The following is a 24,037-nucleotide window of genomic DNA, read 5'->3' as shown; positions in this document are numbered from 1 at the left end:
AACCTCTAATTCCTAAGTGGTTTTCCGTTCTGCAACATGTACTGTATTCTTTCCAGGGTTTTTCTTTCTCCGCAAAGTTGAAGGAAAGTTTCTCTTTCAAGATTCAACAGGTATTGTTCGGTTACAACAGTTGGTTCGGAAAGATTCCCACCTACCATTACATTGGCCAGTTTATCTGCGATCTTCTTGTCGTGTTCAGAAATAAAGTTTCCGGTTAACATCTGGTCTGTTCCTACATAGAACATTCCCAATGCATCTTTTCCTAAAACTTTTACGCTTTGTTCAATAGGTTGTGTGTATCCTTGCTCTGCTAATAATTTTGCAATCTTTTTAGCCTCTGCAATTTGTCTGTTTTTACTTACGGAAACAATATCTTTTCCTTTTTCAAGGATTCCCATATCATAAGCTTCGTAGGCTGAAGTTGCTACTTTACCCATGGCAATGTTCATGAAAGCTTCGCGTAATCTGTTATTTTTCACATCATCGGTGTGGAATTCTCTTGAAGTTCTTAAAGTTAATTCTTTAGTACCACCACCACCAGGAATTACACCAACTCCGGTTTCTACCAGGCCGATATAAGTTTCCGCAGCAGCAACTACACGGTCAGCGTGCATGGTCATTTCGCAGCCGCCACCAAGAGTCATTCCATGAGGAGCCACTACGACAGGAATTGAAGAATAACGAACTCTCATCATTGATTTCTGGAAATAAGCTATAGCCATATTCAGATCATCCCAGTCCTGTTCGATAGCCATCATAAGGATCATAGCTAAATTGGCACCTACCGAGAAGTTGGTCCCCTGGTTACCGATTACAAGACCATCGTATTCTTTTTCAGCTAAGTCGATCGCACGGTTAAGTCCGTCAAGAACTTCTCCGCCAAGAGAGTTCATCTTGGAGCGGATCTCAAAATTGATAATTCCGTCTCCCAGATCTTCAATAGCTGAACCTGAATTGCTCCAAAGCGTTTTATTCTTTCTGATATTATCTAAAATAATGAAGGCATCCTGACCCGGGATATTGTTGTAATTTCCTGAGTTCTTGTCATAATAGATACTTTGACCTTCATCATTAACTTTATAGAATGTTTGTCCTTTTTCCGCCAATTCTTTAGCCCAATCGGAAACCTCATAGCCTGCATCTTTCGCAAGTTCAATACCTTTTTGAATACCTACGGCATCCCAGATCTCAAACGGGCCGTTTTCCCATCCGAAACCGGCTCTCATGGCATCATCAATTTTATAGATGTCATCAGAAATTTCCGGGACTTTATGAGATACGTAAGCGAATAACGCACCCAAAGATTTTCTGTATAATTCTCCTGCTTTATCTTTTCCGCCGATTAAAACTTTGAATCTGTCGATAGGTTTATCAATGGTTTTAGTAAGCTCAAGGGTAGGGAAAGATGATTTTCCCTGAAGTTCATATTCTAAAGTATCCAGGTTTAATCCGTGAATTTCAGATTTTCCATCCGCATTCTTCACTTTCTTGTAAAATCCTTGCTGTGTTTTAGAGCCTAACCATTTATTATCCATCATTTTCTGGATATAATTCGGAAGCGCAAACACATCATTAAAGTCATTGGCTTCTGAACCACTTTGGCGTACACCGTTAGCTACCATAACCAGAGTATCCAAACCTACCACATCCGCTGTTCTGAAGGTTGCAGATTTTGGACGGCCGATCACCGGTCCTGTTAATTTATCTACATCGGAAACGGTAAGACCTAACTTCTGTACATTATGTAAAAGGTCCATCATGGAAAATACCCCGATTCTATTGGCAATGAATGCCGGTGTATCTTTTGCCAAAACCGTAGTTTTACCCAAGAACTTAGCTCCGTAGTTCATATAGAAATCAACGATCTCGGGATCCGTATCATTGGTTGGGATAATTTCCAAAAGAGGAAGATAACGTACCGGATTGAAGAAGTGGGTTCCTGCGAAATACTTCTTGAAGTCATCGCTTCTTCCTTCCGTTAATAAGTGGATAGGAATTCCCGATGTATTAGAAGAAATTAAAGTTCCTGGTTTCCTGAATTGTTCAATCTTTTCATAGACAGATTTTTTGATGTCCAGTCTTTCAACGACCACTTCAATAATCCAGTCTGTATTTTTTATTTTCTGTAAATCATCATCAAAATTTCCTACTTTGATTCTATCTGCAAATTTTGGAGAATAGAGTAGTGCAGGACTCGCTTTTTTAAGTTTTTCAAAGTTCTCTGCAGCAATTCTGTTTCTTACTGCTTTATCATCTTTGGTCAAACCTTTTTTTTGTTCTGCTTCAGTCAATTCAAAGGGAACAATATCTAAAAGCAAAACTTCCACACCAATATTGGCGAAGTGAGCTGCGATACCGCTTCCCATGATTCCTGAACCAAGAACCGTAACGTGTTTGATTCTTCTTTTCATCTGTAAACTATTTATTATTTATTTTTATTGGGTCAGACGTAACCTTTCGGTTGTATGTTAATTTATTTTCTGTTATTCAGATCGTTGGCAATTTTCATGATTTCATTCATTACTTCCTTAAAAATTTCCATTTTTTCCGGAGCAATTTTATCCATGACCCTTTTGTTGAAACTTAAGACCACTTCTTTTGAAAGATTTCTTGAGTTTAGCCCTTTGTCTGTAAGTTTTATGATAACCTCTCTTTTGTCGGTAGTGGTTTTCTCCTTATAGATATAGCCGTTATCTTCCAGAAGTTTTATAATTCTTGTAAGAGAAGTAGGCTCAATGGCCATCTTGGGTCCCAAATTTGTGCTTCTTGTCCCTTCTTTAGGATCTATTTTAAGAAGTGTGAGCGCCTGAACGGCTGTAGAATCGTGCTCCTGGGCAAGTTCTGTGAACATTTTGGATACAGCAAGCCAGGTTTGTTTTAGAACCAGATCTACATTTTCTATTTTTTCTTTGTTGTTATCCATCATTTTTGGTAATAGGTTTTTATCAAATTTAGCAAATATTATGCATGCATAGTATTTATTAACGTTAAAATTTGTTAACAATCTGATAGTAAATCGATTAAATTGTATGATTAGCATAATACTATGCATGCATAGTATGTGAAATAAGTAATAAAAAGTGCGTATTAATGAATGTTTCTGATGGAATCAATGATTTCTTCGAATGATTCACATTGATGTTTTGTGTTATGGTAATAAATTACCCAAAACTTGTTTTGAAACTCAAATTTAAAAGATGAGAGGTCTTTTTGAAAGTTTTTTTGAAGCAGTGAATACAGCATCTCCTTATAAATCGGAGGAGCAGAAATTTCCGGTGCTACAAAACTTTCGTTAACCTGAAATAAAGAAACGTTGGTCAGTTCATCATGTTGGAGGAGGATATCTTCAACAATCCCTGAATACAAATGATTGTCTTTTACGTACCATATCTTATCAGCAAATTCTTTTGCCAGCCGCCAGTCATGGGAAGAAAAAAGGATAAGTTTGTTTTGTTCCTTTGCCAGTCTGCGTAATGTTTTAAGGATGATAATCTTATTTTTTTCATCAAGATGAGTGGTAGGCTCATCCAGAATAATAATAGGGGAGTTTTGTGTTAAAGCACGTCCAATAAATGCTTTCTGAAGATTTCCATCAGAGAGATTTTTCAGGAGTATATCCTTATACTGATTCAAATTCAGTTCACTGATGATATGTGAAACTTCATCTCTGTCCTCTTTTTTTAATTCAAAATAATATGGATAATAAATATATTTTCCTAACGAAATAAGATCTTCCACCGTATAGTTTTGTGGAATAACCGCCTTAGAAAAAACAATGGCAATATTCTCTGCAATTTCTTTAACAGACAGTTTCTTTATATTCTTACCATTTATTAAAATTTCTCCTTGTAATAGTGGTATCTGATGTAAAATTGATTTAATCAGAGTGGTTTTTCCTACACCATTGTTTCCAATCAACAAGCATACGTCTCCTAAATTCAAATGGGTATTAGTATTTGAAATCAGGGTGGTATTATAACCAATATGGGCTTGTTTGATTTGTAGATGCATTTTTTGTTTTTGGTATTTGTATAGAAGCAATGAAATTTATCTATATCCAGTTTTCATGCGTCTTAAAAATATACAGTATTTATCTTAATTTTTGTGTCTTTTGCAATTAACGAATTAAACTTTATTCTGCTTCAAAAGCATCACAAGGATAACGGGGATTCCAAAAATAGAACTTATCACATTCAACGGAATTTGACTTTTCTCTGCAATAATTGAAAAAAGTAACATCATCAGCATTCCCAGCATCATATTCAAGATCCACTGCTGCCAGAGTTTTGCAGGATTGTAAATAAGTCTGCAAAAATGAGGAACAATAATGCCTATAAACAAAATAGGCCCCAAAAATGCCGTTATAGATGCTGATAGGAGCGAAGCGGCTATGATGATGAACAGCTTTAAATGATGCAAGTTTACTCCAAGGCTCTGTGCATAGGAACTGCCCAAGGAATTTCCAATTAATGGTTTAATGGTTTTAAAAGACATATATAAGCCGACAATAACCAAAACAGATAATACAAGGATCTGGTTTCTGGTGACCATATTATTTGCGCCGAAAGACCATAGGATATAATTTTTCAGACTTTGATTTTCTGCATACAACTGAAGTAAAGAAACAATTGCTCCGGCCAGTGCGGAAACTAAAAACCCGAAGATAATAAGATAAGATTTGTCCTGAAATTTCTTAGAAATGGATAAAAGTACGATCATCAGGAAGAAACTGCCGATAATCGCTGATAAGCTCAGGAAACTGTTCTGGAGATAATCCGGAAGCAGAATATCATGTGAAAAGAAAATATAAAATGAAACAGATAAACTAGCTACGGAAGTAATACCTAATATATCCGGCCCTGCTAATGGATTCTGGAAATATTCCTGCATCAGAAACCCTGAAGTGGGAATGGAAATTCCTGCTAAAAGCATTACCAAAACCCTGTTGATACGAATATCTGCAATCTGGCCGTTGGCTGAGCTATAAAAAAAATCCTTTAGGTTTAAACTTAAAAATCCTGTATTCAGATTAATAACCGCAGCCAGAATAATGGCGATTATAAATAAAAAACACAGGATTTTGAATTTTTTTGACATTTTCAGAAGTGATTCTGTACAATTTATTTTAAGAATGAATCGATCTTAGAATTTAAAAGTTCTTCATTCATCATTCCAAGGTATTCATCAGTTTTCGCTCCTTTTCTCATGTAAGTAAAAGGGATAGAACCACCGTCCCATTTTTTAAAATTTTTCGGAAAGAAATTCTCATCAAGCTTTTGGCCATCCAGTAAGATTATGTTTTTTGCAAGATCATTTTTTTCTGCAAAATCTTTAACTGCAGTACTCCAATCAGACTTTTTATCCAGATTAACAAAAGTAAACTTTACAGGTTTTCCTTTCAGTTCTTCCATTTTTTTTCTGAAATGTGGAATTTCCTGAATACATGGCCCACACCAAGTGGCAAAGAAATTAGTAACATACAGTGTGTCATTATTTTTTGCCAGATAGTCTCCAATATTTTCGGGAGAAATTTCTTTTGAAATATAAGCTGTGTGATCAGCAGAAGTAGTATTTTCTGCAACAGCTACTGAATCCTGGGATATCCCTTTGTCATCAGTTTTTGAACTTTCTTTTTTACAACTGGTCAGCACAAATATAACTAGGGTTGATAAAATGATCTTCTTCATAATTATTTTAGTATTTTTGATTTTGAAGTATGGAACAACAAATCTATAAAGGGAAACTTACAACGTTTCATTGGTTAAAAATAGCGAAAAAGGAAGAACTGACCAAAAATACTTTCTCCCTGGAATTTGAGATTCCCGGGAATTTACAGAAGAATTTTGAATTTGAATCGGGTCAGTTTGTCAGTATTAAATTTCAGTCCCATGGAAAAGATATCATCAATGATTATTCAATGACATCGGCTCCTTACGAGAAAAAAATAAGCCTGGGCATAAAAGTAAATTCTCCTGTAGGAGCAACAGCAGAACTGTTTAAAAATTATAAGGTTGGAGATGAACTATTGGTAAGTGAACCGGGAGGTCGATTTACTTTAATATCTAAACCCAGTGAATTCAGAACGATAGTCGGTTTTGCTGCAGGAATCGGGATAACCCCTGTGTTAAGCCATTTCAAAAATATTCTTCATAATGAGCCCAGAACGCGACTGTTTTTGTTTTTCGGAAATAAAAATTCTGACGAATTAATCTACCGGGATCTTTTGGATAATCTGGCCAGAACTTATGGCGACAGATTACAGATATTTTATTTCTTTTCGCAGGAAAAAACACCGGATCAGCTTTTTTATGGAAGGCTAGATGCGAAAAAGTTAAACCTGATTATCAATCAGATTTTGCACCTTGATGATACAGACGAAGAATCCACCATCTGGGATGCAGTAGATGAAGTTCTGATCTGTGGAAAAGGGGAGATGATAAAAACACTGGCCAATGCCTGCTACCATCATGGAATCCCGAAAAAAAATATTCATTTTGAACTTTTTGAAGAGTTTAATGATGATATTTATCCTATAGAAAAAGAGTTTCCGTTGATTGAAAATGTGGAAATCGATTTTAAAATATTAGGAAAAGACTACAGTACCCATCTTCCGGATAACAAGGATAAAATTCTGCAGCAATTGCTGGTTCAGAAATTTCCTGTTCCTTATTCCTGTAAATCCGGAATTTGCGGAAGTTGTGAATGTTATTTGGAAGAAGGAGAAGTTGAATTACTAGAGAATGAATATTTAACGGAAAAAGAAGAGTTGCAAGGGAAAATATTAGCATGCATGTCTATAGCAAAAACAAAGAAAATAAAGCTTAACTTTGATCTCATTTGAGAGCTGTAAAAAACATATTCAATCTTATTCTCACATCAATAGAAATTGGAATTCTAGTGATATGTTTGGCTAATGCCTGGGTTTTTGCCCTTACTAATGGGAGGACCTATACCAAAATATCAAAGATACCACCTCGTGAGGTCGCTCTGGTTTTAGGTACTTCACCTAAGATGAGATCCGGACTATCCAATCCTTATTTTACGAAAAGAATGGATGCTACTGCATTATTGTATCATCATGGGAAAATCCGTAAAATAATTGTAAGCGGTGAAAAAAGCAAAGGTTATAATGAACCGGCTGCGATGAAAAATTATCTTGTTTATCAGGAAGGAGTTCCTGAAGAAATCATTATTGAAGATCCGAAAGGCTTCAATACATATAAGAGTATTTTACGTTGTAAGGATGTGTACAAAAAAAGTAATGTTATTATAGTATCTCAGGGATTTCATAACCTTCGGGCCCTATTTTTCGCAAGAAACAATAATATGAATGCACTGGGATTTGATGCACAGGATGTAAATAAACCCGAAAGCTACTACAGAAATCAGTTCAGGGAGATTTTCGCAAGAATGATCGCTGTAGTCTATTTCCTGTTGGGAATTTCTCCTGATTAGAAAGGATATCCAAACGCTACATTCAATGTAGGTTTAAAAGGCTGGAAATCTTTGAATCTCCATCGGTCACCGGTAGGTTTATTAGGATCATAGATTTTATATGCAAAATCAAGCCTTAAAGTGATGTATGCAATATTTACCCTTAATCCGAATCCACTACCGATACCCACCTGGCCTAAAAATTTATTGAATTTAAACTCATCGCCGTATCCATCATTATAATCCCTGAGACTCCAGGTATTCCCAATATCGGTAAACAGCGCCCCTTCATACATATCGTTGAAAGGCAGACGATATTCAATATTTGTAGTAAGCTTTAAATTATCTGTCATATAAGTACGAACTCTTTCATCAATCTGAGAGTCAGCAGGACCTAAGCCTCCAAAAGCAACCCACGCCCGGATATCATTGGATCCTCCGTTGAAATAAGACCTGATAACCGGCATCGATGAAGAGTTTCCGTAAGGTATTCCTACTCCTACGAACTGACGAAGTACTAAAGTCTGATTCCCGTTAAACTTAAAGTACTTTCTTACGTCAATATCAAATTTTACAAACTGTGCATAAGGCACTCCAAAAATTGTTCTTTGAGGACTTGTGATTACACCTCCGCCATCATTTCTTTTTTGATTAAAAATGCTTAATATATTACCAGCCAACTCTACCTTTCCATTAAAGTAGAAAGCGTTAGGATAATCCTTCTTACCGATTTCGTTATACACATAATTATAGATCATGGACGAAATCAGAACATCCTGGGTTTGCCTGTCTTTATTGACAAGAATTCCTGTAAATGCAGTAAAAAGATCCGCACCTGCCTGATCTAAAGAATTACGGTAGGCATTATCGGTAACAATCTGTTGAGATACTTCATCTACTGAAAGCTGTCCGGATAAAAGCTTGGCTTTCGTTGCTGCACCTTGCGGGCTGTTTTGAAAGTAATTCTCGAATATTTCATCTTTTAGATCACGATCGTTTGTAAAGTAATCATAATAAGCCGATTTATTCTTCGTTAAACTTAACTGTGTATTAAAAAGGGTCAGCCTATGGGATACTTTATCATTAACCGTAGCGAGATAATTAAGGCCGGTATTGAAGTTAACTCTTCCTAAACCGATATTATTTTGTACAGTAGCCCCCAGAACAATTGATGATGTAGGGCTGTATCTTTTAGGAATCAATTTATAATAATCAAAAGGTAGTAAAAGTCTTGGGAAATTCAGGGAAGCCTGTGCTGATAATTCATAGGCTAATATACGCTGACTGATATCTTTGGTGCTTCTGATAGAACCAAAAGTACCCGCCAGACTTGTCGAAAGGTTTTCTGCTCCTCTAAAAACATTTCGGGTAGTAAGGTCTATGGAGGGAGAAATCCCAAGATTTAATAACTGCGAATAATTGATATCCGTTCCTACTTTTAATTCATATTTCGGAAGCGGTTTAAGTATATATAATACATCAATAATACTATCATTAGGAGAGCCTTCACCTCCGTGTCTTAGAGAATCTTTTGCTTTCAGAATGCTAAAGTTATTCATAGAGAGGAGATTCCTTTTGGTAAGGTCAAGCTTTTTCTGATCATAAATCTGTTTGTTTCCAACTATGATATTTCTCCATACAGAACGGGTTGTGTATTTATTATCAACTTTATGGAACCGTATTCCTCTTAAGCTGTCTTTGGTTGTATTTTTACGGTATTCTGATGCTTCATTAACGATCGCTACGTCTATATTACCAATAGTTGCCCTTTTATAAGGAGTGTCAATAGAATCTTTATGAATTTCAAGGGTCAGAGGAACCTGTTTTCTGCTTTTTAGTGAATCGGCGACAAAATAAATTTCATCATTGGCACTATTGAATCTGTAATACCCATAATCCCTCATGATTTCATTAAGTCTGGTAACTTCTTTTTCAAGAACCGTTTGATCAAGTACCTGTCCGGATCTGATGAGGGTTCCGTTAATTTTCTGCTGGTAAAGATTATGGAGAACCGGATCCGGAATATTGTAATAATATTCTTTAATATAAGTAGGATCATTATGTGTAATGAAATACGTAACAGCCGCTTTTTTTGCTGCAGAATCTATTTTGGTTTTAAACTTTACTTCTGCATCCCAGTACCCTTTGTAAGTAAGTCGTTTTTCAATGGATTCGGCTCCTTTTTCCACTTTTGTTTGATCCAGGATAACAGGAGGTGAACCCCAGTTGTGGTATAACCTGTCTAATAAAAGGCTTTTTCCCACACTACTTTTCATATTGTATTTAATGAAGAGCGAATCCCTGAGCTTTTGCGTTCGCATTTCGCTAGGGTAGGTCATGTATTCATTAAGAATAGTGTCATATTTAGGATTGGCGGCGTTGTATAATAATAAGCCTAAAGGCATAAAAAGGAATTGCTTCTTATTGGGTTTTTGCTGAACATAACCCTTTAGCTCTCCATCAAATGGTTCTTTTTTATCAGTAAAAGTGAATGTGTTCTTCGTAAGCAAATATTCGCCATCGGGAACTTTCTTTGTGGTGCTACAAGCATAAAGAAGAGTAACAAATGTTGCAAATGATATAATTTTATAATATTTTTGAGGAGAATTCTTATAATGCTTACAGCTCATACAATAAAAATTTTACAGTCTTTAGATAAAAAGAAGTTCCGACAAAAATACAATTTGTTTTTGGTTGAGGGTAATAAAATCATTTGTGAACTTCCCAATTCTAACTTTAAAATTAAAGAAATATTATCTACAGATCCAGAGAAAATTAAATTTTCTGACGTTCCTGTTATCCATATATCTGAAAATGAGCTGAAAAAGATCAGTTTTCTTAAAACACCTAAAGATTCCGTTGCCGTTTGCTATATGAATTCTGAGAAAAAGATGGCAGACCCGGATATACAGATTGTATTGGATGGGATTCAGGATCCCGGAAATCTGGGAACTATAATCCGTTTAGCGGATTGGTTTGGGATAGAACAAATTATTTGCAGTGAAGATACGGTGGATTTTTATAATCCCAAAGTGATTCAGGCAAGTATGGGATCTTTTACAAGAGTGAACATGGTGTACTGTAATCTTATCGATTATCTTTCGAATACGGAGAATGTAAACATAGGAACCGATATGGAGGGAGAAAATATATACCAATTCGAGAAGCCTAAGAAACTAAACCTGATTTTAGGAAATGAAGGAAATGGAATGCGACCGGAAACGGAAAAGTTGCTTCATAAAAGTATTAGTATTCCTAGGTTTGGTACCTCTCAGTCAACGGAAAGTCTTAATGTATCTATGGCAGCCGGAATTATATTGGGACAATTGTTTTCTAAATAGATTCCAAAAGTCAGAGGTTAGCCGGATTAAATTTTAAAGATAACCTTTAGCTAACTTCTAACCTCTGGTTTGTTATTTTTATATTAATTGCTCCATGCTGGACACACTTTTATTTTTCTGATAACTTTCAAGCTTTTTTCTGACAAATTTTAATGCAATTGGCGCAAGATAAATCATAGCCACACCAAGCAGTTTCTTTTTCCAATTAGAACTACGCATATTTTTCTTTGCATAGTTTCCAACAAGGGCAGTGGCACCTAACCTGATGATACCATCCAGTGCATTACCCTTGAGCGCTGAGCTTGCAATACCCATTGCTGTATTTTTGCTGATAAACATATCTTTCACCTCAGAAGTAAGCTGTTTAGCAATCACATCCTTTCTCAGGACTATTTTTTCATCACCGTCTTCATCTACTTTTTCCTGAAGATATTGATCCGTTAAACCATTGGTAAATGCGCTTAAACTTTCTTTTGTATTCTTGAATGTAAGAAGGTTTTCCAAATCATCAAGTTCTGCCTTCAGTAACTTCTTCTTTATTCTTAATTCTTTCAGACTTTCATAGTTTCTGCTCATAGTTTAATGATTTAAAAATTTAATAACCTGGTCCGCTACGGTATTTACAATTCTCTTTTTAAAGAGAACAACAAGAATCATTATCAATAAGTAAAATGCAGCTACAATAAGGAATCCGTAGGAGTAGTTGTCCAACGCTTTACCGATAAGAAATGCAATTCCAAAGTTGAAAAGAATAATAAAAAAAGCAAAAGCAACAAGCAATATGACCAGATAGGTAATCATACCTGCGGAGAGTGATGACTTTTCGGTAGCTTCTATTTTAAGTAGATCTATTCTCTTAGATGCATATTCTTTAAGAGTTTCTATCATCTGTTTTTCTTTAAAGTTACAAAAAAAGGAACTTTAATGCAAAAAGTCCCTTTCATAATTTAAAAATTAATTGAAATTATTACTATTTAAGATCGTTTAATTCTGCTTCTACATCTTTTACTACATCTGTAGTTTTAGAAACAATCTGATCTTTATATTTATCGTATCCATCTTTTACGGTATGAGCAACACTGTTTGCTGTTTCTTTAAAAGTAGAAGATATATTGTCATACTGATCTTTTACTCTTTCAGAAACTTCTCCGTATTTTGTTTTAGCCTGATCTTTAAGATCGTTAGCTTTTGTTTTAATCTTTTTTCTCGTTTCTTTTCCTTCTTCTGGCGCATAAAGCATTCCAAGTACTACACCTGCTGCTGCTCCAGCTAGAAGTCCCGCTAATATACCTGCTGTATTGTTTCCTTTTCTAGACATTTTTCGTTTTTTTTAATAGTTAAATAATATTAGTTTTTACTTTGTTAAATATTACAATTAATATACCAAATGAGCCTATGGTCCTATTAAAAATTGTTAAATCTTTTGGATATAAGACAGTATGGCTTCGATGGTTTCTTCTTTAGAAAGTTCGGTATTGTCAATAACAATGGCGTCTTCAGCTTGTCTTAACGGAGCGATTTCTCTTTCACTGTCAATTTTGTCTCTTTCGATAAGATTTTCTTTTACCTGCTGCTCGTTTGCTTCGATATTTAAACTCAAAAGTTCGTTGTATCTTCTTTTGGTTCTTTCATCGATGCTTGCCGTAAGGAAGAACTTAAAATCAGCATTGGGAAGAACTACGGTCCCGATATCACGGCCGTCCATTATAATACCTCCTTTTTCGGCAAGGGAACGCTGGGATTGTAATAAGAAATCCCTTACTTCCTTTTGTTTAGCTACAAGGCTTACATTGTCAGAAACTTCATTAGTTCGGATCTCCTTTGAGATATCATTATGGTTCAGATAAAGAACCAGTTCACCTTCATCATTTTTAAATTCAAGCTGGATCTGATCTAATGATGAGAAAAGTCGATTAAGGTCAATAGAACCTTTTTCGTCCTTACAATTTTGCAGGGCAAACCAGGTAACTCCTCTATAAAGCGCTCCGGTATCCAGGTGAATAAGTCCTAATTTATCGGCAATGACCTTTGATATTGAACTTTTTCCGGTAGAGGAGTATCCATCGATAGCTATTACAGGTTTTTTCATACTGCAAAGTTCAAGATTTTTTTTAAAAAATCAAGGAAATGGAAAATTAAATATTGAAAAAGTTTAATAGCGATGCCCGCTAAGATCCATAGATATTCCTATTTGATTCACATTGGAAGAGTTATGGTATCTTACATGAGCGTAATCTACACGGAATCTTGAAATTTTAATTCCAAATCCTCCTGATAGTCCAGAGAAATTTCTTTGGTCAGCTACAGCCAGTTCATTTCCTCTTTTCACATTATATCCTAATCTGATATTAAAGTTTTTTTCCGGAAATAATTCTGCTCCAATAGAAAAGTGATCTGCAATTTTTCTTCCCACATTCACTTCCTGACCGTCTACGTTAAACGGAGATGAAATATCGAATTGTTGTAAATCATGGGCCGTAATTGTAATGGCAAGTGGAATAGCCTTTAAGATTCTCGTATATCCCAGATCAATACGAAACGGAAGGTTCTCACGGGTGCCATTAAAAGATTTGAACTGATATCCGAAATTTCTTGCGACAAGAGAGAGAACTTCCTTGTTTTTTTTATTATGGTAAGTAATTCCGGCAGTTCCTGAAATAGCAGAAGAAGTATAGGTATCTATTTTTGAAGTAATAAAATTAACTCCTCCTCCAATGGTCCAGTCTTCTTCAAACTGATAGGCGTAACCAGCTCCGATGGCAACATCGGATGCGTTGAATTGTCCGTTTTCAAAACCACTTTCATCAGTCCTTGGAATATCACCATAACTCATATATCTGGCGTTGATTGTAGCCATGTGGCCATTATCAAAATCTTTAGCAAAAGCAATCGTTCCGTATTTGGAATCCGCAAGATATGCTGCTCCGTTCACAGAAAGTTGTTTGTCTGAATCTTTATTAAGTAAGGCCGGATTTGCTATAGCAAAGGAAACATCATAATCTCTTATAGTAATTGCATCGCCACCTAATGCAGCCTGTCTGGCAGATACGGGAATGTTTAAGAAAGGATAAACATTTGTTCCCGTTTGTGCATAAGAAACAATTCCTGACAGAAATAATGAAAGAATGATAATTTTCTTCAATTCAATTTATAATTATTGCAAAAATAATCCTTTTTTGTAGTTGTCAAAATATTTCTAACATTATTTACAGCTAAATATTTTTCTTTTTTCAATATTTTTAATGATTATATTTGCAAAATCAAATTTCAGGGATATAAACCCTATTTAAAATTTATTAAAAATTAAAGATGAAATATAAAAGAATCCTTCTAAAACTTAGTGGTGAGGCCTTAATGGGGAACAGACAATATGGTATTGACAATGACAGACTTCAGGAATATGCTGTTGAAATAAGAAAAGTAGTAGATAAAGGTTGTGAAGTTGCCATTGTAATTGGAGGAGGAAATATATTCCGTGGAGTAGCAGGTGCTGCAAAGGGAATGGACAGAGTTCAGGGCGATTATATGGGTATGCTTGCAACAGTGATTAATGGAATGGCTTTGCAAGGTGCTTTGGAAGACGCCGGTATTAAAACCAGACTTCAATCTGCTATAGAAATGGACAAGGTAGCTGAACCATTCATTAAAAGACGTGCAGTAAGACATTTGGAAAAAGGAAGAGTGGTTATTTTCGGAGCAGGAACCGGAAACCCTTATTTTACAACTGATACTGCAGCTACATTAAGAGCCATTGAAATTGGTGCTGATGTTATTTTAAAAGGAACAAGGGTAGATGGAATTTATGACAGTGATCCTGAAAAAAATGCGGACGCTGTAAAATATAATTCTTTATCTTTCGATGAAGTTTTCGAAAAGAATCTTAAAGTAATGGATATGACTGCATTTACTTTAAGTCACGAAAATAAACTTCCTATCATCGTATTCGACATGAATAAAGAGGGGAATTTAGTAAAGATTGTAGACGGAGAAAACGTTGGTACTTTAGTGGATTTATAGTCAGTAAAGTAAATAGATAAAGAGATTTAAAAATTATTTATTGTTGATCACATACCACTAGGTAAAGATCATCGTTTATAAATGTGTAATTTATCAAATTTTAAATATATAATGGAAGAATTAGATCTAATAGTAGAGTCTGTAAAACAGGACATGGAAGCGGCTATTAAGCACCTTGAACATGTATTTCAAAGAATTAGAGCCGGACGTGCTTCTACTTCAATGGTTCAGGATGTGATGGTTGAATATTACGGAGCTCCAACTCCGATCAACCAGGTTGCTAATGTTTCGGTTCCTGATGCAATGACGATTTCTATTCAACCTTGGGACAGAACAGCAATCAATGCTATTGAAAAAGCTATTATTAATTCAAACTTAGGTTTTGCACCTTCTAACAACGGGGAGAATATTATTTTGAATGTTCCACCTTTAACAGAAGAGAGAAGAAGAGATCTGGCAAAACAAGCTAAAGGAGAAACCGAACAGACAAAGATTGTCGTAAGAAATGCAAGACAGGACGGTTTGAAAGAACTTAAAAAACTTGAAGGTGTTTCTGAAGACGTTATTAAAGGCGTTGAAGAGGACATCCAGGCACTTACTGATAAGTATGTGAAAGCTTGTGATGACCACCTTAAAACAAAAGAAGCTGAAATTATGAAAGTGTAACTTTCGCTTTAGAACATATAACATATACTAAAACAGGCCTCATAATGAGGCCTGTTTTTTTATTGTCAATAAGGTTGAAGGTATTTCTACTATCTGAAAATAAAATCATTAGAATGATTTGGAAACCGGAGCCTTTCCCTTTTAAAAACGCTCCGGAATTCCGGAGCGTTTTGTTATTGATATCTTTTATGTTCTTTGTTTTTAGAAAACCTTTTGGTAATAGGTTTGAGAAATGCCTTGTATTTTTCAGCGTCAAAGAGTTGCGAATCCGTTAATGCTTTATAGGTCATAATCACTCCAAACGGGAACAGTATAATATTAGGGAGCCATGCTGCCAGATATGGATTTAATGTTCCTGCCCAGGCAAGGTTTTCCATTCCCACATTAATCACATAGAAAATAATAAATATAACGATGGCAATAATTACGGGAACTCCCATTCCTCCTTTTCTGATAATGGAACCCAAACTGGCACCGATAAGGAAGAATATGATACAGGTAAATGAATAGGAGAGTATTCTTTGCTGATAAATAACAACTTTACTGAAATACTTAACATTGGGTTTGAAATCATTGGCTTTACCGTCTAGGGTGGTTTTCAGATTATCCAATCTCGTATAGGCATTGTAGATAATCTCCATCTTCCTGTTTCCTTTTACCGTATCCAGTTTTAGTTGTTGTTTAACCGGAGCTTTGGATTTATTGTTTTTATCCATATAGCTGACGGTGGAGTTGGTCTGGTTCAAAACATCGTCCGTGACGGTGGAAAAGAATCTTTCGTTGTCTTTTTTATTAAGATCAATAGTTTTATTAAGCTGATTGAATGTCTGAAAACGGTAATCATCGGTGATCTGCTCTTCTTCGATTGCTTTATTGATGAGCTCGCTAATGTCAAAATGCGAAACAAGAGTATCAAATTTAATAGCCTGATCCGGTTGCTTTAATCTCACATTTTCACCTTTCCCTGCAAAATTATCTTCAAACACATAGCCCTTATAAAGCTCAAGTTTTAAGTAATGGTTGTTAGCTGCGGGAATAAATTTCCCTTTTTCAGCGACAATAGACTGCTGGTTTTCGAATGTGCTAGCTTTTCTGTGAACAAAAACACCTTCAATACTATTGTCTTCGTGGATTTTATCAAACTTCACCATATAACCGGGTATCTGATCAATAAACTGCCCTGGAGTAAAGTTAAGAGCGGGTTTTGTCTGAGCAATATTGAAAAGCATATTTTTCGCTTTTCTTTGAAAATCCGGGATAATATTATTAGAGAAAAAGAACAGCATTATAGATAATATGGTGGTGACCCCAAAAAGAGGAACCATAACCCTGGTTAATGAGATTCCGGCGGCTTTCATAGCTGCAAGCTCGTAACGCTCCCCAAACTCACCAAAAGACATGATACTTGCTAAAAGGATCGTAAGAGGCAAAACCATACTGATAACACTTACCCCCAAATAAAAAAGGAGCTTAATAATTTGCCAGTAGCTTAATCCCTTTCCCATAAACTGCCCTAACTGAACCCAGATAATGTTTACAATAAATATGAAAAACAATACACTGAATATAAAGAAAAATGGTCCGAAAAAGGTTTTTATGATATATCGGTCTAGTATTTTTAACATTCGCCAAAATTAATGAAAAAGCCACAAAGTTTACTTTGTGACTTTATAAATTATTACTTTTTTAATTACAATTCTGTAATAACGTAATTTTTAAATTTATTCTTATCGAAAACAAACATATTAGGATCTAATTCCTGGTTCTCCTTGTATTCTTTTATGGCAATTACTGCAACATCTTTGTTGCTTCCATGCTGTTCAAGTTTCACCATTTGTTTCTTAGCTGAATCTACAAACAGATAAACATAACTTAATCCATTAGGCTTAACCGGAGTAAGCTTGATCAGATCAGCACTTACACCATTGACCACTTTCTTTCCTCCATAAACTACATTGTAATCATTTCTGTAGGTAGAAAGGTAATTGATAGGGGAGAACATAGTACTGCTTCCGTTAGGTTTGGCAATCGTTACTTCCATGTCGTCAGCATTAATATTGTAGATCTTGCTACCATCGAAAATCTGTTCTGTATCCATGATTTTCAATTTATATTTATCTCCCGATGAGTAATAGATGCCAGGCTCTGTTTTAGCAACCTTGCCATTGACACCGCTTCCAAAAGAAAATTTAAAATAGGTATTCTTTTTAGAATTATAATTGGAGGTGATATCATCCAAGATCTTTTTAGCTTTTGCATCTATTTTCTGTGCATTGGATAATCCAACAGCTCCTACCACAAATCCTCCTAATATAATTTTCGAAACTATGTTTTTCATTTTTTTATTTTAATATTCTTTAGACATTTTTTCCACTTCAAAAGTTAAACATTATGGCATGTTTTCCTTTATTTACGCAAATCTTCCAAAAACTGTTCCAAAGAATGAAGGTCGCTAATAATCACTTCCCTTGCCTTTGCGCCATTAAAGCCTCCTACAATACCACTAGCCTCCAGCTGGTCCATAATTCTTCCCGCTCTGTTATATCCTAATTTAAGCTGTCTCTGAAGCATGGAAGTAGATCCCTGCTGAGTAGAAACAATAATTCTGGCTGCTTCTTCAAACAGTGCATCTTTTTCGTTAGGATCGAAAGAACCTACTGAACTTGTTGCATCTTCAGAAACGTATTCAGGAAGAAGAAACGCAGAAGCATATCCTTTTTGCTCGCCAATAAATTCTGCAATTCTTTCCACTTCAGGCGTATCTACAAAGGCACATTGCAGTCGAAGAATTTCATTTCCGTTAAAGTAAAGCATATCCCCCTTACCAATCAGCTGATCAGCACCGGTAGAATCAAGAATTGTTCTTGAATCTACACTTGAAATTACCCTGAATGCTGCTCTTGCGGGGAAGTTAGCTTTGATCATTCCCGTAATTACATTTACGGAAGGTCTTTGGGTGGCAACAATGAGGTGGATTCCTACCGCTCTTGCCAGCTGTGCCAGTCTTGCTATCGGTAATTCTACTTCTTTTCCTGCTGTCATAATTAAATCGGCAAATTCGTCAACCACCAGAACGATGTATGGTAAGTAACGGTGTCCGTTTTCAGGATTTAATTTTCTTTCAGCAAATTTTTTATTGTACTCTTTTAAATTCTTACAAAATGCATTTTTAAGTAAGTCATATCTGTTATCCATTTCAATACAAAGAGAATTCAGTGTATTGATTACCTTATTGGTGTCCGTTATGATGGCATCATCCGTATCCGGAAGTTTTGCTAAATAATGTCTTTCAATTTTTGAATATAAAGAAAGTTCCACTTTTTTAGGGTCAACCATTACGAATTTCAGTTCGCTTGGATGTTTTTTGTATAAGAGAGAAGTAAGAATTGCATTAATACCTACTGATTTACCCTGGCCGGTTGCACCTGCCATCAGTAAGTGTGGCATTTTTGATAAATCGGCCATGAAGATCTCGTTGGAAATGGTTTTTCCAAAAACGACAGGTAGATCCATGTCTGTATTCTGAAATTTGTGCGAAGCGATTACAGAGCGCATAGAAACCATGGTAGGATTTTTTCTTGGAACTTCAATTCCAATGGTTCCTTTTCCAGGCATAGGTGCAATGATCCTGATCCCCAAAGCTGAAAGATTCAGGGCAATATCGTCCTGTAGCTTTTTAATGGCGGATACCCTGATTCCTGCTTCAGGAACAATTTCATATAAGGTTACTGTAGGTCCGATGGTTGCCTTAATTTCAGCAATACCTACATTAAAGTTCTTTAAAAGACCAACAATCTTATTTTTATTCTCTTCTAATTCTTCTTTATTGATGGAAATCTCCTCATTACCATAATCTTTTAGTAATTCCACCGGAGGCATTTGAAACTTGGCCAGATCTAATTTGTGATCATACAGACCATGTTTTTCTACTAGTTCCTGAGATTGCTTTTCTGTGTCATCTAAAACATCAATTACAGGAGCAATTTCAACATTGAACTTAATATTTTCCTGTGATGGAGTAGATGGTGTAAGATCAAAGGCCTGTTCCGGAGTCGAAACCGGAAGACTAGGTTTGGTATTAAGATTAAGGTTGATCGGCTTAGCATTATCATCATCTTCAAATGAAGTATGATTAGGTGTAGTAATGGTTTCCAGGTTTGTGGATACCGGGACCTCAGGAAAACCTTTAGGTACCTTTACCGGCTCCTGTTGTTTCACAGGCTCACTCATATCCGTAACCGAAATATTAGGATGATTGTCGAGTGCTTCTTCTTCCAGCTCTTCATCAGCCTCAAAGTTTTCATCAGAACTAGGCATCATGGATTTTACCTTTCCGATCGTATTTTCATTAATATTATTAAGTTTTGCTTTGATGGAACTCGGACGTAAGTTAAACTCAAGGATAAAATATAAAGCTATACTCGAGGCCAGTACCAACCAAAGACCAACAGTTCCTATGATTGCATTAAGCGAATCCATAATCTGGTAGCCATAAACGCCTCCCAGAACACCTTGCCCTTTTGTAACAGCTCCCATGAAAATCGGAACCCAGCAGATAAAAAATAATGAATGACCTATTGTTTTCCAGGGCTTGAAAATTTTCTTTTTTAAAATTAAAGTTCCGAAAACAAGGAAAAGAAATGCTATAATAAATGAAGCCACTCCTATACTTTCGAATATGAAAATATTCCCGAGCCAATCTCCAACCTTGCCAAAAATATTAGAGGATTGTATGCTTTTATCAAGCATAGTTCCTGCCTGGCTTTGATCTGCCTTCCAGTTCATTAAATAAGAAATGAAAGAAAACATAAGTACGACAGAAAAAAGTATAAAAGTAAGCCCAAAAAATATACGGGGTTTCGATAGGATTTTGCCTTTTTCAGACATGCCTTGCTGCTTTGTTTGTGTCTTTTTGTCCATAATATCAATGTGGGCAAATTTAGTGTTTTTTTTATTATTAAAACATTTATAAGCTTTTCAAATTTGTCTACTGATCAACGTATTCTTAGCTTACCAGACTATATTATCAGCAGACCAAGTAGAAAATATTAAATTCTAAAATATGCTGATACAACAAATTTATATTCTTTCTTGATAAAAGGTAAATATAAACCGATGTTCATTAATGAGATAAAATTTTTATTAGCATTAATGATGTAGCTTTGATAACTTATACCAGCCCTTATTTTTGATAAAAAACACACATAATTGCCATTAAATATTTGTTAGTAATTTTGTAATCTATTATTCTAGCTTTATTACAAGGCCGGTTATTCAATAACCGTGATTTAGCAAACAAACACAAACAAACACGATGGAAAAAAACTATTATTTATCAATAGATACTATACAAATTTTCTGACAATTATTAATTAAGTAGGGATTATTAAATTCTCTCTGCAAAATGCAATATATTTTGTTACGATTATATCATACATTTTAGTGTATGATCAACTCTTACTTTGCAACATTGCTAATGTTTAGTCATTAAAATACTTTTTTAACATAGACATACACAAAATGAAAAGATTATTTATTCTTATTTATCTTATTATTAATTTTACAATTCAGGGACAGTCTCCTGGTGGAGTAAACCAGGGTTTACGTATCTGGTTAAAAGCAAATGAAGGATTTTCACCTGGCTCATGGATTGACCATTCAGGAGCCGGAAACACTTTTACACAATCCAATAATAGCAGACAACCATTTCTACAAAAACCTTCACCTAAAAATAATTTTAATCCGTCAGTTGATTTTGGCACCAATAGCCGTAGCGACGGAAGATTTATGGTTGTTCCAAGCGGAAGGCCTTATATCAATAATGCAGCCAATACAGTACTATTAATGGTTAGCGCAAAAGATTTTAGACGCTATCATGACTATATAGGGTTTGGTGGAACTACTACAACAGCCAGATTAACTCAGGCTAATGTGCCGGTTGTTACCAATAATTCCCAAAGTGATACATCAGTTCAGCTTTATCCGACAAGAGCCCAAACTTCTAGAAGAACACTTAATAAAAACCACCTTGTAGATTTTTCCTATTCCGTTGGAAGAACTATCACAAGTGGTTTGGATGGTAGAAACAATTCCGGACCTTCTATGCCATCACGTAGCAGCAGGCTTGGGAGTGGTGCGATTTTAGGATCTCAACCAGAAGTTGCCGCCGCTGATATTTCTGAAGTTATTAGTTTTCAGCGAGAGTTATCTCAGTCAGAAAAAAACAGAATTCGTTCATATCTTGCTGTTAAATATGGAGTTACTTTATCCCAGCCACAGAATTACATTGCTTCAGACGGATTAACAGTATCTTGGAATTCCGGAAGAAATCAAAACTTTAATAATAATATATTCGGTATAGCTAAAGACACTAATACAGCATTAGATCAAAACATATCTAATAGCATTAATAATGGGAATATTCTTACTGTAGCAACAAGTAATGATTTTGCTTCTCCTAATGCAACAGGGAGCAGAAGGGCCCTAGCTGTAGATAAAACTTTTTTAATGTTCGGAGATAACAATAATACGGCAACCAGTGTTATTAATGCTCCTCAAGCAATCAATCCAAATGGCGATCGAAAAAGAATACCTAGAGTGTGGCAGGTAGAAAGAACAAATGAAAGTGGTTCTATCTGGCTTCAGGCAGATTTAGCAGCTTACGCAATTAATACCAATATTTTTATGATGGTAGCTGATGATGAAGATTTCCAAACAAATTTAATCATTGTTCCGGGAATAACTAATAGTGACGGTAAAGTAGTATTTAATTATGCTTTTACAAAAAACAGGTATATTACTTTCGGAGGAGAAGTTGCTGAAGGAAACTGTATACAATGTACAGGAGGTAAAACCTTTAAGTTCAGAACAGGATTTTCCTGGCGGCAAGCCGGCCAGTCGGGCAGAAGCAGTAATGAAATATCCAATATTCTTCTAGGAAATACAAGCCAGGGCCCGCTTAGAGTGGTAAGAATGGTTTCAGATTATACAGAAAACCCATCTATAGAATACAGGCCAAGGGTATATCCACGAATGTACCGAGGAACCTGGGTAATTACCAGAAGGTATGACAACACAAATGCTGTAGCAAGACACTTTGTGGAGTTTAATCAGTCCGTGAAGGCAAGATTTCAGATATCAAACATCAACACTTATCTGAGAAATGGTAACCTGTTTACTGTAAAAGGGTATTGTGATGGAAAAGTTGTATATCCTAAAATAACTTACGGCTACCCGGTAAATAACAGAACAACATTTAAGATCGATGGAAATTTATTGACAGGTATACGTCCTTTCAGAGGCTTTACCTATTTGTATTCTACAGCAAATATTGTGTTTGATCGTCCGGTACAGAAGATTGAAGTCGAATGCAGGGTAAACAGAGTAAATGCAAGAAGAACACTAAGATCTTTAACATGGGGTGATATAGCAGTAGAGTGTGCCGCCAATCCTGAACCGTCAGAAGATAATGTATATATATATCAGTCCTTTTCAACCAATCCTGTGTATTCATGTAATGAAACAACAATGATTATGAAAATTGTGAATAATAATTCCGTGAATAAAACGATCAGCATTATCAATAATCTTCCTTCAGGTTTGAATTATGTTTCTAATAGCTATAACGATTCAGAACTTCCGGGAAACCCGCAACCTGCTTATAATAACCAGTCATTTGTATTAAACAATCTGGTTGTTCCTACCGGCCAGCATACCTTGTATGTTAATGTAAAACCTTCTAATAATATCGATCACACGTATCAGACACAAGCTGATTTTACAGTATCAAATACCGGAAACACCTATAAAAGTGATGGAGATGCTTCAATTCCTGGATATCAAGCCTCACCTTTAGAAGTTCTTGCCGGACAAGAAATCGATGCTTCAAAATTTAAATTAACGAAATTGATCAATGTATCTTGTGGGGCCAATAACCAGAAAATCACTTATAAGCTGACAATTGAAAATAACTCCGGTGCGGCAATAGCAGGAGCTAATCTCGAAGAAAATCTTGAAGACGGCCAAACAATACTTAGTTATACCATGAACGGAATCACCGGAACCCCGGCAGTAAATCCGGTAGGATCAACAATATTTCACTTAAATGATGTGAACATACCCGTGGGAACGAGTACCATTGATATGGTAGTAGACATTCAGGACTCTTATACTAACAATAATAATTCACCGATCTTCAGCCAGTTTATTATAGAATTGGATCCGGACAGTGTTTGTAGCGGGAGTTCTACAATTTCTTCAGAACCAATATTCCTTCCTGTTTGTAAAGGAATTTGTACAAAAGACCCGGCAAAAGGAATTCCAAACGATATTACAAGAATAGGAATCAGCGGACATACGAATCTTCAGGCTAACTGGCCTGCTACTGTTCCCAATGGATTTATTGCATTAGAGTCTAAAAATAAAGGCTTTGTTATTACAAGAACCACTTCTGATAAAATAGGTAAACCTGTAGAAGGAATGTTAATTTTTGATACGGATGACAAGTGCTTTAAATTATATAATGGATCGACCTGGAATTGTATAACGAGAACTTGCAATGACTGAAAAATAATAAAAAA

The 24,037-nt window shown here is 35.6% G+C and carries 20 protein-coding genes; 6 read left to right on the top strand and 14 right to left on the bottom strand.

Features of this window, described 5'->3' with window-relative positions; all coding sequences use genetic code 11:
* Positions 1-5 precede the first annotated feature (5 nt).
* The 5 genes from AAEU33_RS15885 to AAEU33_RS15865 all read right to left on the bottom strand — a co-directional run bounded on the left by AAEU33_RS15885 (position 6) and on the right by AAEU33_RS15865 (position 5,687).
* A complete protein-coding gene (locus AAEU33_RS15885; RefSeq protein ID WP_172283126.1) occupies positions 6-2,411 on the bottom strand; it encodes a 3-hydroxyacyl-CoA dehydrogenase/enoyl-CoA hydratase family protein in 2,406 nt (801 codons plus the stop codon).
* Positions 2,412-2,473: 62 nt separating this feature from the next.
* Entirely contained in the window at positions 2,474-2,923 is a 450-nt protein-coding gene (locus tag AAEU33_RS15880) for a MarR family transcriptional regulator (protein ID WP_172283496.1), read from the bottom strand.
* 164 nt (positions 2,924-3,087) lie between these two features.
* Positions 3,088-4,011: an ABC transporter ATP-binding protein gene (locus AAEU33_RS15875; protein ID WP_273647882.1), complete on the bottom strand. Its 924-nt coding sequence runs from the start codon at positions 4,009-4,011 to the stop codon at positions 3,088-3,090.
* A gap of 114 nt (positions 4,012-4,125) precedes the next feature.
* Complete coding sequence (locus AAEU33_RS15870; RefSeq protein ID WP_306612093.1) at positions 4,126-5,097, bottom strand: iron ABC transporter permease; 972 nt, start codon at positions 5,095-5,097, stop codon at positions 4,126-4,128.
* Positions 5,098-5,120: 23 nt separating this feature from the next.
* Entirely contained in the window at positions 5,121-5,687 is a 567-nt protein-coding gene (locus AAEU33_RS15865; RefSeq protein ID WP_345988711.1) for a redoxin family protein, read from the bottom strand.
* Positions 5,688-5,716: 29 nt separating this feature from the next.
* On the opposite strand from AAEU33_RS15865, the gene AAEU33_RS15860 reads away from it, so the two are divergent.
* Complete coding sequence (locus AAEU33_RS15860) at positions 5,717-6,841, top strand: iron-sulfur cluster-binding domain-containing protein (protein ID WP_345988709.1); 1,125 nt, start codon at positions 5,717-5,719, stop codon at positions 6,839-6,841.
* Entirely contained in the window at positions 6,838-7,455 is a 618-nt protein-coding gene (locus AAEU33_RS15855) for an ElyC/SanA/YdcF family protein (RefSeq protein ID WP_172283116.1), read from the top strand. Before AAEU33_RS15860 ends, AAEU33_RS15855 begins: the two co-directional genes overlap by 4 nt.
* On the opposite strand, the gene AAEU33_RS15850 is transcribed toward AAEU33_RS15855, so the two are convergent.
* A complete protein-coding gene (locus AAEU33_RS15850) occupies positions 7,452-10,064 on the bottom strand; it encodes a BamA/TamA family outer membrane protein (RefSeq protein ID WP_172283114.1) in 2,613 nt (870 codons plus the stop codon). The genes AAEU33_RS15855 and AAEU33_RS15850 overlap by 4 nt on opposite strands.
* Between AAEU33_RS15850 and AAEU33_RS15845 the strand changes: the two genes are divergently transcribed.
* Positions 10,050-10,775, top strand: coding sequence for an RNA methyltransferase (locus tag AAEU33_RS15845; RefSeq protein ID WP_345988706.1), 726 nt, complete (start codon positions 10,050-10,052; stop codon positions 10,773-10,775). The two genes, AAEU33_RS15850 and AAEU33_RS15845, sit on opposite strands and share 15 nt — an antisense overlap.
* A 78-nt stretch (positions 10,776-10,853) precedes the next feature.
* Here the strand turns inward: AAEU33_RS15845 and AAEU33_RS15840 are convergent, their stop codons facing one another.
* The 5 genes from AAEU33_RS15840 to porQ form a co-directional block, all read right to left on the bottom strand.
* Positions 10,854-11,351, bottom strand: a complete 498-nt coding sequence (locus tag AAEU33_RS15840) for a phosphoribosyl-ATP pyrophosphatase (RefSeq protein WP_172283110.1) — start codon at positions 11,349-11,351, stop codon at positions 10,854-10,856.
* A gap of 3 nt (positions 11,352-11,354) precedes the next feature.
* The gene (locus AAEU33_RS15835; protein ID WP_345988704.1) at positions 11,355-11,663 is read right to left on the bottom strand and encodes a phage holin family protein; all 309 of its coding nucleotides are present in this window, start codon (positions 11,661-11,663) and stop codon (positions 11,355-11,357) included.
* Between the two features lie 82 nt (positions 11,664-11,745).
* Positions 11,746-12,093: a YtxH domain-containing protein gene (locus AAEU33_RS15830; RefSeq protein ID WP_172283107.1), complete on the bottom strand. Its 348-nt coding sequence runs from the start codon at positions 12,091-12,093 to the stop codon at positions 11,746-11,748.
* Positions 12,094-12,189: 96 nt separating this feature from the next.
* A complete protein-coding gene (gene cmk / locus AAEU33_RS15825) occupies positions 12,190-12,864 on the bottom strand; it encodes a (d)CMP kinase (protein WP_172283106.1) in 675 nt (224 codons plus the stop codon).
* Positions 12,865-12,927: 63 nt separating this feature from the next.
* Positions 12,928-13,917 carry a type IX secretion system protein PorQ gene (porQ, locus tag AAEU33_RS15820; RefSeq protein WP_345988701.1) on the bottom strand — a complete coding sequence of 330 codons (990 nt, stop codon included), beginning with the start codon at positions 13,915-13,917 and terminating at the stop codon, positions 12,928-12,930.
* A gap of 167 nt (positions 13,918-14,084) precedes the next feature.
* Between porQ and pyrH the strand changes: the two genes are divergently transcribed.
* A complete protein-coding gene (gene pyrH, locus AAEU33_RS15815) occupies positions 14,085-14,792 on the top strand; it encodes a UMP kinase (protein WP_172283104.1) in 708 nt (235 codons plus the stop codon).
* 111 nt (positions 14,793-14,903) lie between these two features.
* Positions 14,904-15,458, top strand: coding sequence for a ribosome recycling factor (gene frr, locus AAEU33_RS15810; RefSeq protein ID WP_172283103.1), 555 nt, complete (start codon positions 14,904-14,906; stop codon positions 15,456-15,458).
* A gap of 173 nt (positions 15,459-15,631) precedes the next feature.
* Here frr and AAEU33_RS15805 read toward each other — a convergent pair whose 3' ends face one another.
* From AAEU33_RS15805 to AAEU33_RS15795, 3 genes are all read right to left on the bottom strand, one after another.
* Positions 15,632-17,083, bottom strand: coding sequence for an LptF/LptG family permease (locus AAEU33_RS15805; protein WP_172283102.1), 1,452 nt, complete (start codon positions 17,081-17,083; stop codon positions 15,632-15,634).
* A gap of 65 nt (positions 17,084-17,148) precedes the next feature.
* Positions 17,149-17,796 (bottom strand): outer membrane lipoprotein carrier protein LolA, encoded by a 648-nt coding sequence (locus AAEU33_RS15800; protein WP_273647890.1) that lies wholly within the window; start codon positions 17,794-17,796, stop codon positions 17,149-17,151.
* 68 nt (positions 17,797-17,864) lie between these two features.
* Positions 17,865-20,378, bottom strand: a complete 2,514-nt coding sequence (locus AAEU33_RS15795) for a DNA translocase FtsK (protein ID WP_345988698.1) — start codon at positions 20,376-20,378, stop codon at positions 17,865-17,867.
* A 600-nt stretch (positions 20,379-20,978) separates the two neighbouring features.
* Between AAEU33_RS15795 and AAEU33_RS15790 the strand changes: the two genes are divergently transcribed.
* A complete protein-coding gene (locus AAEU33_RS15790) occupies positions 20,979-24,023 on the top strand; it encodes a hypothetical protein (RefSeq protein WP_345988696.1) in 3,045 nt (1,014 codons plus the stop codon).
* Positions 24,024-24,037 lie beyond the last annotated feature (14 nt).

The organism is Chryseobacterium sp. Chry.R1, assembly GCF_039645525.1.
Lineage (GTDB): Bacteria > Bacteroidota > Bacteroidia > Flavobacteriales > Weeksellaceae > Chryseobacterium > Chryseobacterium proteolyticum.
Note: the sequence above shows the minus strand (reverse complement) of the source record. Positions and strands in the feature narration are given on the sequence as shown.